The 14,555-nt window shown below is 65.4% G+C and carries 11 protein-coding genes; 5 read left to right on the forward strand and 6 right to left on the reverse strand.

Translation table 11 applies throughout. The annotated features are described in order from the left end of the window. Window positions 1-3: 3 nt before the first annotated feature. Window positions 4-1,578 (reverse strand): AMP-binding protein, encoded by a 1,575-nt coding sequence (locus NMQ09_RS04430; RefSeq protein ID WP_255193233.1) that lies wholly within the window; start codon window positions 1,576-1,578, stop codon window positions 4-6. A gap of 13 nt (window positions 1,579-1,591) precedes the next feature. Continuing rightward, window positions 1,592-2,737, reverse strand: coding sequence for an acyl-CoA dehydrogenase family protein (locus NMQ09_RS04435; protein ID WP_255193234.1), 1,146 nt, complete (start codon window positions 2,735-2,737; stop codon window positions 1,592-1,594). Between the two features lie 257 nt (window positions 2,738-2,994). Between NMQ09_RS04435 and NMQ09_RS04440 the strand changes: the two genes are divergently transcribed. Together NMQ09_RS04440 and hmgA are read left to right on the forward strand one after the other, a co-directional pair. Beyond that, a complete protein-coding gene (locus tag NMQ09_RS04440; protein WP_255193235.1) occupies window positions 2,995-4,662 on the forward strand; it encodes a long-chain fatty acid--CoA ligase in 1,668 nt (555 codons plus the stop codon). Window positions 4,663-5,040: 378 nt separating this feature from the next. Then, on the forward strand, window positions 5,041-6,270 hold the full coding sequence (gene hmgA / locus NMQ09_RS04445; RefSeq protein ID WP_255193236.1) for a hydroxymethylglutaryl-CoA reductase (NADPH): 1,230 nt from the start codon (window positions 5,041-5,043) through the stop codon (window positions 6,268-6,270). Window positions 6,271-6,450: 180 nt separating this feature from the next. Here hmgA and NMQ09_RS04450 read toward each other — a convergent pair whose 3' ends face one another. Then, entirely contained in the window at window positions 6,451-7,950 is a 1,500-nt protein-coding gene (locus NMQ09_RS04450) for a heme-binding protein (protein WP_255193237.1), read from the reverse strand. 130 nt (window positions 7,951-8,080) lie between these two features. Here NMQ09_RS04450 and NMQ09_RS04455 point away from each other — a divergent pair, with 130 nt between their 5' ends. Further along, entirely contained in the window at window positions 8,081-8,602 is a 522-nt protein-coding gene (locus NMQ09_RS04455) for a PadR family transcriptional regulator (RefSeq protein ID WP_255193238.1), read from the forward strand. A 122-nt stretch (window positions 8,603-8,724) separates the two neighbouring features. On the opposite strand, the gene NMQ09_RS04460 is transcribed toward NMQ09_RS04455, so the two are convergent. The 3 genes from NMQ09_RS04460 to pyrH are packed head-to-tail and all read right to left on the reverse strand — an operon-like array spanning window position 8,725 to window position 13,036. After that, window positions 8,725-10,572: a site-2 protease family protein gene (locus NMQ09_RS04460; protein WP_255193239.1), complete on the reverse strand. Its 1,848-nt coding sequence runs from the start codon at window positions 10,570-10,572 to the stop codon at window positions 8,725-8,727. A gap of 57 nt (window positions 10,573-10,629) precedes the next feature. Further along, window positions 10,630-12,321, reverse strand: coding sequence for a lysine--tRNA ligase (gene lysS / locus NMQ09_RS04465; protein WP_255193240.1), 1,692 nt, complete (start codon window positions 12,319-12,321; stop codon window positions 10,630-10,632). Further along, window positions 12,311-13,036: a UMP kinase gene (gene pyrH, locus NMQ09_RS04470; protein WP_255193241.1), complete on the reverse strand. Its 726-nt coding sequence runs from the start codon at window positions 13,034-13,036 to the stop codon at window positions 12,311-12,313. Before pyrH ends, lysS begins: the two co-directional genes overlap by 11 nt. A 122-nt stretch (window positions 13,037-13,158) precedes the next feature. Here pyrH and NMQ09_RS04475 point away from each other — a divergent pair, with 122 nt between their 5' ends. Beyond that, window positions 13,159-13,992 carry a molybdopterin synthase gene (locus NMQ09_RS04475; RefSeq protein ID WP_255193242.1) on the forward strand — a complete coding sequence of 278 codons (834 nt, stop codon included), beginning with the start codon at window positions 13,159-13,161 and terminating at the stop codon, window positions 13,990-13,992. A gap of 256 nt (window positions 13,993-14,248) precedes the next feature. Beyond that, window positions 14,249-14,488 carry a DUF7123 family protein gene (locus NMQ09_RS04480; protein WP_255193243.1) on the forward strand — a complete coding sequence of 80 codons (240 nt, stop codon included), beginning with the start codon at window positions 14,249-14,251 and terminating at the stop codon, window positions 14,486-14,488. The last annotated feature ends 67 nt before the right edge of the window (window positions 14,489-14,555 follow it).

A 14,555-nucleotide genomic window follows, 5' to 3' on the forward strand; every position in this document is an offset into this window, starting at 1 on the left:
CCGTTACTGCTTTTCTTCCCGATCCCAGGCGTCGCCGATCCCCCGTTCTTTGAGCCGGTACTTCTCGATGCGTTCGGTCGCCGTTTTCGGGAACGTCTCGACGAACTCGACATAGCGTGGGATCTTGAACGACGCTAGCCGATCTCCACACCACTCGACGACGTCGGCGTGGGTCAGGTCGCTGTTGGGGCTGCGCTTTACGTAGGCTTTGACGTCTTCTTCGCCGAGCTCGCCGGGGACCCCGACGATCGCACACTCGACGACGTCCGGACAGGTCTCGAGAACCGTCTCGACTTCCGTCGCCGAGATGTTCTCGCCCCGACGCCGGATCGTGTACGTCTTGCGCTCGAGGAAGTAGTAGTAGCCGTCTTCGTCGCGGTAGCCGACGTCGCCGGTGTGAAACCAGAGGTTCCGCCACGCCTCGACCGTCGCCGCCGGCTTTCCGTAGTAGCCGGTCATCATCGTGTACGGCTCGGTCGGTCTGACGACGATTTCGCCGACCTCGTTCGGCCCGAGCGGCCGGTCGTGGCCGTCGACGATGGCCAGTTCTGCGTGTCTGACCGGCCGTCCGAAACTGCCGCGGCGAGGGTCGTCCCGGTCGTTCATCGCCGCGATCGCGGCCGTCTCGGTGAGCCCGTACGCCTCGAACAGCTGGACGCCGAAACGGTCGGCGAACGTCTCGTAGAGGTCTTCGGGGACGGGTGCGGCGATCCCGTACTCCGCGGGGTGCTCATCGTCGTCGGGCGAGCGTGGCTGGCTCTCGAGCGCCCGGAGCATGGTACCGATGGCGACGAAGTAGGTCGCGTCGGCCGCCCGGAGCTGCTCCCAGTAGTTCGACGCGCTGAACCACCGTTCCATCGCGAAGTCGCCGCCGGTGTGTAGCGCCCCCATCACAGTCAGCTGCTGCGGATTGCAGTGAAACAGCGGCAGCGTCGTGAACGTCGTATCCGACTTCGTCAGCCCGAGGTGGGTGACGAACTCGAGGCCAGTGTTCAGATACGAGAAGTGCGGGAGTTCGACGCCCTTGGGTAACCCCGTCGTCCCGCTCGTGTAGATGACGCTCATCGTGTCCCCGAGACCGACGTCGACCGCCGGAACGGCTGCGGGATCTCCCTCCTCGAGTTCCGCGAACGGTCGATACCGATCGTCGTCTCCCTCGAGGAGGTACTCGGTCGAGATTCCCTCGAGGGAGTCGCTGACGGCTTCGTACTGGTCGCGCGTGTCTGATTCGAGGACGAGTACGTCGGCCCCGGAGTCCTCGAGGATGTACGTGAGCCCGTCACCTTTGAGTTCGACGTTCAGCGGGACCATTACGGCGCCGAGTTTCGCGAGCGCGAACCAGGTCGCCAGGTACGCTGTGGAGTTGTACAGGAACGTACAGACCGGATCGCCGGGCTCGACGCCGGCCGTCGCGAGCGCCCCCGCGATCCGGTCTGATCGGTCGTCGAGCTCGCCGTACGTGCAGGTCTCCTCGTCGTAGTGAACGAACGGATCGTCGGCCCAGCGGTCGACGGCGTGGCTGATGAGTTCGGGAATCGTTTCGTACGGGAGACTGGTCGGGTCGGTAGGGTGTGTCATTGGTGGATCGAGATTAGCCGAGCAGCTCGCGCGCGATAACACTGTACTGAATCTCCGAGGTGCCCTCGTAGATCTGGGTAATCTTGGCGTCGCGGTAGAGCCGTTCGACGGGGAAGTCGTTGACGTAGCCGGCGCCGCCGTGGACCTGGATCGCCTCGCTGGCGACGTCGACGGCGACCTGTGAGGCGAACGCCTTCGCCATGGATGCGAGCCCGGTGAGCTGTTCGGCTTCGTTTTCGACGCTCCAGGCCGACTTGTACGTCAGTAGCCGGGCGGCTTCCGTCCGGGTGTGCATCTCGGCGAGCTTGTGCTGGATGGCCTGGAACTCCGCGATCGGCCGACCGAACTGCTCGCGCTCGCGCGCGTACTCGAGAGCGGCCTCGGCGGCCCCTTTCGCGATGCCGACGCCCTGGGCGGCGGCCATCGTTCGCGTCTCGTCGAAAAACCGCATCTGCTGGTAAAAGCCCTCCCCGCGGGTGCCCACGAGGTTCTCCTCGGGGACGCGGACGTCGTCGAAGATGAGTTCAGCCGTGTCCGAAGCGCGGATGCCGAGCTTGCCGGTGATCTTCTCCGCCGAAAATCCGTCACGGTCGGACTCGACGACGAGCTGTGAAAAGCCGTCGTACCGGCCGTTCGCGTCGGGGTCCGTTCGACAGAGCACGACGAAGAAGTCGCCGACCGAGCCGTTCGTGATCCACATCTTCGACCCGTTAATCACCCACTCGTCGCCGTCTTTCTCAGCGGTCGTGGAGGCGGAGGCGACGTCGGAGCCCGTATCGGGCTCGCTGATCGCCGACCCCATGACGGCGTCACCGCGGGTGATGGGCTCGAGGTAGCGTTCTTTCTGGGTCTCCGTGCCGAACTCGAGGATCGCCTCCGAGCCGAACGCGGCGCTCGTGATACAGAGGCCGATCCCCGGGTCGACCGCGAACAGCTCTTCGACGATGAGTGCGACCTCGAGCGCCGAGTAGCCCGGCCCGCCGTACTCGAGGGGAACGTTCGCACCGGTCAAACCCATGTCGGCTGCCGCGTCCATCACCGCAAACGGGTACCGCTCGTCGACGTCGTGCTCGGTCGCAACGGGCCGAACCTCGTTCTCCGCGAACCGGCGAACCTCCGCGGCGATCGCCTGCTGTTCGTCGGTCAACTGAAACTCCATGCTACCGGAACTTCGTCGTCTCCTAAATAGCTTTTCGGTAAATCACACTATTCATAAACAACTTTAGATAAATTAATATTTGGCCTAACTTTGGAAGCTTCGGGCGGTTTTACCGACGCCGCCGCGACCGGTTCCGGTGGCCTGCCTCCTGCCCGTCTAGCCGGCTCGTCGCCCACTCGAGTTTAACGATGGTAGCTATAGGACGCATATCTTTAACAATGACAATAATTATATGGTGTTGGCTACTCTGTCACAGTATGGCTGGCTTCGACCAGACGCTGAGGCCGTTTCTCTGGCGCGCAGAACGACTGTATCCCGACACTGAAATCGTATCGCGCACCCACGAGGGGATCCAGCGCTACGACTACGCGACCTACAGCGATCGGACCGCTCGACTCGCGAACGCGCTCACGGACGCCGGAATCGAAACCGGAGACCGCGTGGCGACCGTCTGCTGGAACCACCACCGCCACTTCGAGGCGTACTTCGCGGTCCCCAGCGTAGGCGCACAGCTGCACACGATCAACCCGCTGCTCCCCGACGAACACGTCCAGTACATCGTCGAGAACGCCGAGGATCGGCTCGTGTTCGTCGATCCATCGCTGGTCGAGAAGCTCGAAAGCGCCTACGATCCCTCGACGTTCGAGTCCGTAGCACAGTTCGTCGTCATGGGCGAATCGGTCCCGGACACCGACCTCGAGCCCATCACGGACTACGAGTCGTTCGTCGGTTCACACGACGCCGACTACGAGTGGCCCGAACTGAGCGAGGACGCGGCCGCCGGCATGTGTTACACCTCCGGGACCACCGGCCGTCCGAAGGGTGTCGAGTACACCCAACAGATGCTGTGGGCGCACACGATGGCGACGCTGACCCCGCAGGGACTGGACATCGACGACACCGACGTCGTCATGCCCGTCGTGCCGATGTTCCACGTCAACGCCTGGGGGATGCCGTTCTCCGTCACGGCAGCCGGTGCAAAACACGTCTACCCGGGCCCGTCACCTGACCCCGAAGACCTCGCGAGACTCATCGAGGAAGAAGGCGTCACGTTCACCGCCGGCGTCCCGACCGTCTGGCTCGGCGTCCTCGAGTACGTCCAGGAACACGACGTCGACATCAGCAGTCTCGAACGGATCATGGTCGGCGGCAGCGCGGCGCCGAAGAGCCTCATCGAAACGTTCGACCAGGAGTACGACGTCACGATGCTCCACGGCTGGGGCATGACCGAGCTCTCGCCGGTCGGCACCATCTCCCACCTCAAACCCGAGATGCGCGAGTGGGACCGGGACAGCAAGTACGACCAGCGAGGCAAACAGGGGTTGATCCTCCCCGGACTCGAGTTCAGAGTGATCGACGACGACGGCGAGGAAGTTCCCTGGAACGGCGAAGACTTCGGTGAACTCCACATTCGTGGTCCGTGGGTGACCGACTCGTACTTCGGTCGGGACGACGCCAACGAGGCCGACTTCGACGGCTCCTGGTTGAAAACTGGAGACATCGTCACGGTCGACTCTGAGGGCTATCTGACCATCGTCGACCGCACGAAAGACGTCATCAAAAGCGGTGGCGAGTGGATCTCCTCCGTCGACCTCGAGAACGCGTTGATGGCCCACGAGGCGGTCGTGGAGGCGACGGTCATCGGCGTCTCTCACGAACGCTGGCAGGAACGACCGGTCGCCTTCGTAGTCCTCAGCGAGGCGGCACGCGACCGGGCCGAACCGGAGGCCGTCAAAGACGAACTGTTCGAACTCGTCCGTGCGGACTACCCCAAGTGGTGGACGCCGGACGACGTCCTGTTCATCGACGAAGTCCCCAAGACGGCCACCGGAAAGTTCGACAAGAAAGTCCTTCGAGACCAGTACGACGACCCGGACCTCCTCGAGGACGCCGCGCCCGAAGACGCCGCGCCCGAGGACGCCTGAGCCGGAGAGCAGCCTCCCAAGCGGCGACTGCTGGAGAAACTCGAGAGCGGTCCGGGTCGGCCATCGAATCGGGGGACGCTATCCCGTCATGAATCCGCCCGGCGGAACTCGACCTGCCGGTCGACGACCGTTCGGCTCCGATTGGGCTGTCGACAGATCAGGTGAGTGCTCGATCGTTCGCTTCAGCTTCGTGCTCGTCCGTCGGACGACCGCACCGAACTGGTGTGAACTAGTACTCATATCTGAGTAAATGGGGTACCCGGGTAAAAAGTATTTTCGAGACGAACGATCGTGCAGGTCTCGCGACGACTGTCGACGAGCCGGCACGCTGCCAATCGAATCAGCAACCCTTAGGAATCGCGGCTGTGACCTCCAGTCATGACCGACGCCGAGACCCTCGCCGACCGGGTGCGAGAGGGTGAGCTTCGCCTGCACGAACTCGAGGAGCACGCAGACCACGAGACGGCCGTCGCGGCCCGTCGACTGTTGATCGAGGAAGAGACGAGGACGAGCCTCGAGACCGTCGGCGACTACAGTTTCGCTGCCGCCGTCGCCACCGGGACAAACATCGAGAACATGATCGGCGCGGCGCAGGTTCCAATGGGGGTCGCCGGTCCCGTCCCCATCGACGGCGGCGCAGCCGACGGCGAGTACTACCTGCCGCTCGCGACGACCGAGGGGGCGCTGCTCGCCTCCGTCAACCGCGGCCTCTCCGTGATCCGCTCAGCTGGCGGGGCGACCGCTCGCGTGACGAAAAACGGCATGACCCGCGCGCCGGTGTTCCGCGTCGACGGCGTCGCCGAGGCCGCCGAGACCGTCGCGTGGGTCGAGGAGAACCTCGAGTCCCTTCGGGAGGCCGCCGAGTCGACGACGAACCACGGTGAACTGCTGGGCGTCGAACCCTACGTCGTCGGCGACTCCGTCTACCTGCGATTCGCGTACGACACCAAAGACGCGATGGGGATGAACATGGTCACCATCGCGACCCGCGAGGTCTGTGCGGTCGTCGAAGCCGAGACGCCCGCCTCGCTCGTCGCCATCTCAGGGAACCTCTGTTCCGATAAGAAACCCGCCGCGATCAACGCCGTCGAGGGCCGCGGCCGCTCGGTGACGGCCGACGTCGTCATCCCCGGCGAGCTCGTCGAGGAACGCCTGCACACGACGGCCGACGCGATCGTCGAGGCCAACACCCGCAAGAACCTGATCGGGAGCGCCAAGGCCGGGAGTTTAGGATTCAACGCCCACGCGGCGAACGTCGTCGGCGCGGCCTTCCTCGCGACCGGCCAGGACGAAGCCCAGGTCGTCGAGGGCGCCAACGCCATCACGACGATGGACACGCGCGAGCGCGAGGATGGCACCGTCGACCTCTACGCCAGCGTCTCGCTCGCCTCACTCGAGGTCGGCACCGTCGGCGGCGGCACGAAACTCCCCACGCAGTCAGAAGCGCTCGAGGTCATGGGCCTGCGCGGGGGCGGCGACCCGGCCGGTGCCAACGCCGACGCGCTGGCGGAAGTGATCGCCGTCGGCGCGCTCGCCGGCGAACTCTCCTTGCTCGCCGCGCTGGCCTCGAGACACCTCGCGAGCGCCCACGAGGAGCTCGGGCGCTAGTCGTACTGGCCCGACGACGCGGCCTGGTCCGACGACGCGATATCGCCTGGCGGTCGACTGACGTACGGAGAACGAGCCGTGATCGGCGCGGAGCGCGATTCATACGGTCTGTTGTGATTCTGTACCGGTGCTCGCTTCCCCGTTCGAGCGAGCACCGGTACCACGGTCCAACGATCCGTCTCAGGCGAGGAAGACGTGTCGCGGCCGGTCGGCGAGGACGTCGCGGCCGTACTGGACGGTCTCGGAGAAGGCGTCGCTGCGGAAGAACGCCATGGCGTCCTCGCGGGAGTCCCAGCGGCTGGCGATGAACATGTCGTTTTCGTCCTCGCGGTTGGCGAGCAGGTCCGACTTCCGGTGGCCGTCCATCTCGCCCAGGAGTCCGCCGACTTCCTCGAACGTGCTCACGAAGTCCTCGCGGTGCTCCGGCTTGACGGTGTAGAACATCCCCATCGTTCCCCACGAGTCATCGTCGTCGTCGCCGGCCTGCCTGACCACGTCGGGGAGGTCGGCGAGAAAGCCCGCAGCCGTGTTCGCGGCGCGATCGGTCTCCCAGAGGCTGACGACGGCCGTCTCGGCCTCGGGGTCCTCGGATTCGTAGACGGCGGTCTTCACGTGGCTGTCGTAGTGGTCGAAGTTCGTCCGCAGGCCGTCGACCTCCTCGAACAGCTCGTCGGCGTCGGCCCCAGAGTAGAGGACGACCGCGTGAACGTCCTCGCCGTGGGGTTTGCCGGCGTAGACGCCGAGTTCCTCGAGTTCGCTGCGCACCGCCTCGCCGTCGTCGCCGCGTGGTGGGCTGCCTGCACCCTCGTCCGCGTGGGGATGGTCAGCCGCGCTCTCGCCGGCGTCGTCGGCTGCGTGGGGGTGGCCACCTGCGCCAGCGTGGGCATCGCTCGCGGCCTCCTGCGGGACGGGTTCGCCTGCCAGGTACGCACCGAGGTTCTCCGGGGCGAAGCGCCGACCGACGTAGAAGCGGCCGAACTCGGCGTACCGGGAGGTCGAGGGGTCAAAGCGCATCTCGTAGAGGAGGTCCTTGATGTTCGTCGGATCGTCGGCGAACAGCGTGACGCCCCACTCGTGGTCGTCGAAGCCGATGCTGCTCGAGATGACCTGGGTGACCTTTCCGGCGTACTGCTTGCCGAGTTCGCCGTGGGAGGCGAGATGCTCGGCGCGCTCGTCGAACGGCAGGTCGTACCAGTTATCCTCTTCGCCGCGGCGTTTGTCCATCGGGTAGAAGTTGACGTACTCGGCGTCGGGGATCTCCGGGTGGAGTCGCATGTTGATGTACCGCTGGATACCCGGGTCGACCTCCTCGTCCTCGAAGTACGCACTCGAGACGTAGCCCGAGACCTCGGTCACCGAGACGAACGAGTCGGTCTGCTCGGTGAAGCCGGCGAGGGCGGTGTGTTCGAACCGGCGCTCGAGCACCTCGAGGTCGGCCATCGTCGGCCGCAGGTGGACGATCAGGAGGTCGGCCTCGTGGCCGAGGATGGCGAACGTCGCCGAACTGCCCTCGTCGGCGTCGGTCACGCGTTCGCAGTCGGCGAGGAAGGAAACTCCCTCCTCGATCGCCCGGCGGCGTTCGTGGTCGGGTGCGTCCCGCCAGGCGTCCCAGTCGACCGTTCGGAAGTCGTGTAAGACGAACCAGCCTTCGTCAGTCTGCGGCGGTGTGCGTCGCTCCATAGGCCAAGTTAGGACGGAGACGGTAAGAAAGGTCCTGTTTCTCACCCGCCACGGCGCCGGGACCCCGGTGTCGACCGGAATTGCTGCCGACCGAAACCCTTTACGTCTACCCGTTTAAATCACGTGTCATATGCGGAAAAGTGGGCCGCCGAAGGGGCTGATCGCGTATCTCGTCCTCGAGTTACTCGAGGAGAAACCCCGGTACGGGTACGAAATCCTGAAAGAAATTCGCGAGATCAGCGGTGGCCACTGGGAACCGTCCTACGGCTCCGTCTACCCCATCCTCTATAAGTTCGAGGAGAAGGGGTGGGCCCAGCGGATCGAACGCGAGGACGAACCCGATCGGAAGTACTTCGAGCTCACTGAGTCGGGCTACGAGGAACTCGAGGAGCGACGCGAGAGCGGTGCGGAGAAGGCGAAAGACTTCGCCGACGTGATCCTCGGCTTCTTCCACGTCTACGCCGCGTTCGCGACCGACGAGCGGTTCGAACTCCCCGAGCGCGAGAACGAGTGGCGGTTCGACGAGGCGTTCAGCGAGTGGATCGTCGAACAAGTGGTCCGCCACCACGAACACTACTTCGAGACGGACTTCGAACGGGTGCCGGACACGCCCGAGGAGTTCGACGAGCGACACGGCCTCGAGGACGACTGACAGAGGCCGCTGAAGTCACGTACCGCCGATCGCCGACACCAGAGCGACCGGCGGTACATTGTCACAACGTTTCCTGTGAACCCGGGACCGACGTCGGGTGGCCCGTCGTCACCCGCCCCGGCTCACCCGGCGAATAGCGTCGGCCCGAACAGCATCAACAGGAAGCTGACGAGCATCGTCAGGCCGACGGTCGTCGTCACGGTCCGAACCATCCCTCGGTTCGCCTCGATCGGGAGTCGCGAGAGGACAGCCTCGGTGCTCGTCCGCAGGATGTGACCGCCGTCCAGCGGGAAGGCAGGGATGCAGTTGAAAAAGCCGAGCTGGACGTTGATCCAGCCGGTCCAGAACAGCAGGTTCGCGAGCACGAAGACGGTCCCGTCGCCGAAGAGGGCGAACGAGCCCTGAGCCGTGTAGAAGTTCTCGACCCCGCCGGTGAAGCCAGCGAAGTTGAACGGGAGCATGCCGACGACGCCGACGATCGGCAAGAACAGCGCGAACACGATCTTCCCGAGGAACGAGTCGGTGAACGGATCGAGGATCGGATGGAACTCGGCTTCGGTGTTACCACCCAGGATCGCCAGGTACTGATCGGCAGGGTAGAGCTGGACGCCGAGGTCGCTCATCACGACGCCGGAGACGCCGCTTGCCCCATTGATTCCGAGGAACGCGCCGTTCCCCTGTGGGTGCTCGCCGAGCGTCACGGTGTACTCGACCCGCTCGCCGTCGAGGTAGCCGGCGACGACGACCTCGTCACCGGGCTCGAGTTCGCCGATCCGATTCTCGAAGCTCCGGTAGTCGTGGACCCGCTCGCCGTCGAACGTGGTGATGGTGAGTTCCTCACCGGCCGGTGCCCCGGCGTCGGCGAGCGGGCCGTCGGTGCCGACGACGACGAACGCACCGATCGGCGTCTCGCGCTCGACCGTCTCGCCGTCAGCCCGCTCGACGGTGAGCGAAACCACCTCGTTGTCGCCGACGGCCTCGAAGAGGCCGGCCTGGGTTGCGACCGGCTCGCCGTCGACGGCCCGGATCGTGTCGCCGGTCTCGACGCTGGTCGGGCCGTTGGCGACCGCCACGGTCACGAGTAACGATCGCTCGACCGTGGTCTCTCGCTCGCCGTCGTCGAGTTCGACGGTCACCTCGTCGTCGGTCGTCTCCTCGAGGACCGCCGAGAGGTCGTCGTTCGTCTCGATGGGCGTGCCGTCGATCGCGGTGATGCGGTCGTTCGGTTCGATGTCGGCTTCGGCCGCCGAGGAGCCGGGAGCGACGCCGCCGACGGCCGCCCCTGGTGCGACGGCAATCGCGCCGGCGACGGGGCCGAACAGCAGGGCGAACGCGACGATCGTGACCGCGAAGTTGGCGGTGACGCCGGCGGCGAACATCCGGGTCTGACCGCCGCGGCTCGCCTCGTACTGGTCTTTCTCGTCGGGTTCGACGAACGCCCCGAGCGGGATGATCGCGAGCATGGCGACGCCCATCGACTTGATGTCGATGTCCTCGACGCGACAGAGCAGGCCGTGGGCCCCCTCGTGGACGACGAGGCCGACGAGCAGGCCGAAGACGATGCCCGGCGCGGCCGACAGCGGGAGGAAGTCGTTGACGCCCGGGATGACGAGGACGTTCTGTGGCTGCTGGACCTCCGTCGTCTCGGTCGTCTGCAGCGCGCCGAACGCCGACAGCAGCAAGACGGCGAACATACTCACCATCACGACGAGGGAGATGCCGATGCCGAGGTTCGCCCAGGCACGCCAGAACCGTTTCGGCTTCGAGAGGCGATCTAGAAACTCACGGCCGCGTTTCGTGTGAATCGTCAGGATCGGTCCCTGGGTGCCGACGTAACTCGGCAACAGGTCCCGTTTGCGGAGCGCGACGATGGCGAGCCAGTAGGTGACGAGTCCGACGAGTACCCACGTCAGCGGACTCGACGGATCGAGGAACGCAAGAACGGCAGGCGGAGACGAACCGTAATCCATTGTCGTCTCTTTCGGGGACGCGCTCTCAAAGCGCTTTTGTCTCCTCGACCGGCGTCGTCATCGCTCCCGGCGGAGCCGGGAGACGACGAACTCCTGGTCGACCTTCGCGAGAAACGGCCCGAGCTGTGGCCCCTGGTCGTCGTCGAAAAAGAGTCGGTAGCCCGCGGCGAAGAAGTCACCGACCGGGACGTCGTGGCGCTTTGCCGTCTCGTAGATCTCACCCTGTAACTCCTCGGGGCCGGGATCCGCCTCGACGAAGTCGGCGAGTTCGGAGAGCGCCGCCTCGGTAGCCGCGTCGAAGTCGTGGTCGGGAATCTCGCTGCGCTTGAGCTCGTAGTCGAACTGGTTGCCGGTCCGACGCGCCCAGTTTCGGGCGCGTTCGACGCGAGCCAGGGCGCCGTCGACCGCCCACTCCGGCGCGTCCTCCGGGATGTGTCCCTCCCGCCGGGCGATCTCCTCGCGCAGGTCGGGATCGTCAGTCATGCCGAGCACCGCGGCGAAGGTGTAGGGCAGTCGAATGCGCGCTTCTCGCGGTTGTTCGACCACGAACGGGTAGACGCGCTCGGCGAACGCCTGCTCGTCCTCGCTCGCTTCGACCTCACCGAAGTAGATCGCCTCGAACCGGTCGAACTCGTCGACCAGCAGGTCGAGCCGTTCGATGCTGAAGTCCCGCGCCTTCGAGGGATCCTTCGCGAAGAAGTACCGGAGCACCTCGGGCTCGAGCACCTCGAGCACCTCGGAGACGAGGATCACGTTCCCTTCCGAAGACGAGAACGGCTCGCCATCGAGGGTGAACCACTCGTAGACCATCGGCACCGGTGGCTCGATTCCCAGCACGTTCCGGGCGACGTCCTCGCCGCTGGGCCAGGAGCCCTCGGCGTGGTCCTTGCCGAACGGTTCGAAGTCGACGCCGAGTACCTGCCACTGGCCGGGCCACTCGAAGCGCCAGGGTAGCTTGCCCTCGCTAAAGCTCGCCTCGCCCTCGTGGCCACAGCCCTCGATCGTCCGGTCGCCGGCTTCCATGTCCGTACAGCGGTACGCGACGGTTTCGGCCGCTAAATCGACAGCCGTCACCGTCTCGGTGACCTTTCCACACTCCTCGCAGATGGGGTTGAACGGGACGTACTCCTCGTCGACTTTGTCCTGGTAGTTCGCGAGCACCTCGCGTGCGCGATCCTGATTCTCGAGGACGTGGCGGACGACGGGCTCGAGTTCGCCGGACTCGTAGAGCTCGGTCGTCGAGATGAGTTCGATCGGGACGTCGAGGGCGTCGGCGCTGTCCTGGATGATCGTCGAGAAGTGCGCGCCGTAAGAGTCACAGCAGCCGAATGGGTCCGGGATGTCTGTGTACGGAACGCCGAGATTCCGACCGAGCGCCCCCGCGTCGACGTCGCCGAGGCCGACGAGCTCGCCCTCGAGGTCACAGAGCGTCCGTGGCAGCTTTCGCAGGGGGTCGCGGTCGTCGGCAGTGAAGACCTGTTTCACCTCGTGGCCGCGGTCGCGCAGCACTTCGGCGACGTAGTAGCCGCGCATGATCTCGTTGACGTTGCCGAGGTGGGGAACGCCCGAGGGAGAGATCCCGCCTTTGATCACGATCGGTTCGTCGGGATCGCGCGCCTCGATCTCGTCGGCGATCTCGTCGGCCCAGAAGGCGTGGTGAGCCTCACCGCCCTCGTGCTGGATCGTGTACGGACTCGAGGTCGTCGACCGTCGGTCGGCGCCCGTCTCGTCGGCGTCGTCAGTGCTCATCGTCCGCCCAGTACGTTGGTTCCTCGCCGACGCCCTCGGGGACGACGTCGGTGCCCTCGTGTTCGCCGTAGCGGGCCGCCCGAGCGATCCGGTCGGGGTCGGTGCCGTCGAGCACGATCGTCCGCATGCCCGATCGCTGGATGATCTTCGCCGCCAGCAGGTCGACCGGCGCGGAGGAGCCGGCGTTCATCTCGAGGTCGGCGATGACGTCGACCAGCTCGCGCGCGGTGAGTTCGTCGAACTTGACCGCGTCGGGGTTCTCGTTCGGATCGTCGTCGTAGACGCCCGGGACGCTCGTCGCGTAGACGAGCAGGTCGGCGTCGACGTACTCGGCGAGGGCGGCTCCGACGGCGTCGGTCGTCTGGGCCGGGGCAACCCCGCCCATCACGCAGACGTCTCCCTGGCGGAGCGCGTTGCCCGCCTCGTCGTAGTCGTGGGCGGGCGCCGTCACCGTCCCCTCGCCCAGCGCGGCGATGAGCAGCCGGGCGTTGAGCCTGGTGACGTCGATTCCCAGCTGATCCAGTTCGATCTCGTTCGCGCCGAGTTCGCGGGCAGCACCGATGTACTCGCGGGCGACGCCGCCACCCCCGACGACGGCACCGACCCGACAGCCATCCTCGACGAGGTCCTCGACGACGGCAGCGTGTGCCGCCACCCGGTCTGAGCCAGGTTCGGGCACGAGGACGCTTCCGCCGATGGAGACGACAACTTTCATGCTACCGCGGTGTAACCGGGAGCCGACCTTAAGCGTTCTCAACCCCGATTGGCGCCCCGGAGTCGACTTCGAGCGAGCGCAGTGGCGACACCTACAAGCCTCGAGCCGTCTTTCGTTCGACCATGCACGTACTCGGAATCCTCGACCGCGGTGGAACGGACGACGCACTCGAGCGAGTCGTCGACCGGGTCGTCGATCGACTCTCGCAGGACGGACGCGTCGGCGTCGTCTGGTACGATGCGACGATCGCCGACGGAACGCCGGAACTTCGCGACTCGACGCTCTCCCCGGGCGGCGACGTCACCTACGACCTGGGTGCTGGCGGCGACTGGGTCGCCTCAGGAACCGACCTGACCGTGACCGACGCGCTCGACGCACTCGCGCGCGACTGTGCGTACGGTCTCGTCGTCGGCGTCGAACCGCCTCGCCATCCGACGATCGCCGTCGGCGACGGCGGCGACGTGCCCGAGTCGGCCATCGCGACCGTCTCGACGGCCGCCGACCTCGATCTCGAGTCGGTCGTCGAGGACCTCGAGGCAGCCGAACCGTACGAAACGCTCGAGACGCTCGTCGCCAGGATCAAGCGATCGCCCGACGCCGACCGCTCGGGTGCGATCGCGACGTTCACCGGGCGCGTCCGCGCGAAGGACGCCGCCGATGACGCCCGGACGGAGTACCTCGAGTTCGAGAAGTACGAGGGCGTCGCCGAGCAACGACTCGAGACGATTCGGGACGAACTCGAGGCACGTGACGGGGTGTACGCGGTGGAGCTGTTCCACCGGACTGGCGTCGTGCGCGACGGCGAGGACATCGTCTTCGTCGTCGTGCTCGCGGGTCACCGCGAGGAGGCGTTCCGGACCGTCGAAGACGGCATCAACCGGCTGAAAGACGAGGTGCCGCTGTTCAAAAAAGAGGTCACCGTCGACGACGAATTCTGGGTTCACGAGCAGACCTGATCGATTTATCCGTGAAATCGGGAAGGAAACGAACGTCCGACGCCGGCTGCTCTCGTCGGTCGAACTGGATCGATCCACATTCTGCGATAATGTGTTAGATTGGACTTTAAAACGTCTCGAGCGATCTCAGAGCTTCGTGAAACGTTCGCTGAACCGACGTAAAATTTCAGTTAGCCGCCGAGCGGCTGAACGCAATCGAAAATTCGCTAACCATCCTCTCTTTATAACCTTCCTCCTGCCAGAGGGGTTACTGTCGATGAGCACGACAGCTACCCCCTCCACGGAAAGCAAGGAACGCCGCCTGAAACGCTACCTTCGCGACCGCGCCGCCGACGGTGAGCTGTACTTCAAAGGCAAGTTCATCGCCGACGACGTCGGCCTGTCCCCCAAAGAGATCGGCGCGCTCATGGTGAAGCTCTCTGAGTCCGCCACGGATCTCGAGATCGAGAAGTGGTCGTACACGGGCGCGACGACCTGGCGCGTCGAACCCGCCTGAGCAGCCACCGTCGACGCACGAACAGTTGACGAACTGCCCTGAATCGCCCCGGACCGCCCGAACCGTC

It is taken from the genome of Natronobeatus ordinarius (assembly GCF_024362485.1).
Lineage (GTDB): Archaea > Halobacteriota > Halobacteria > Halobacteriales > Natrialbaceae > Natronobeatus > Natronobeatus ordinarius.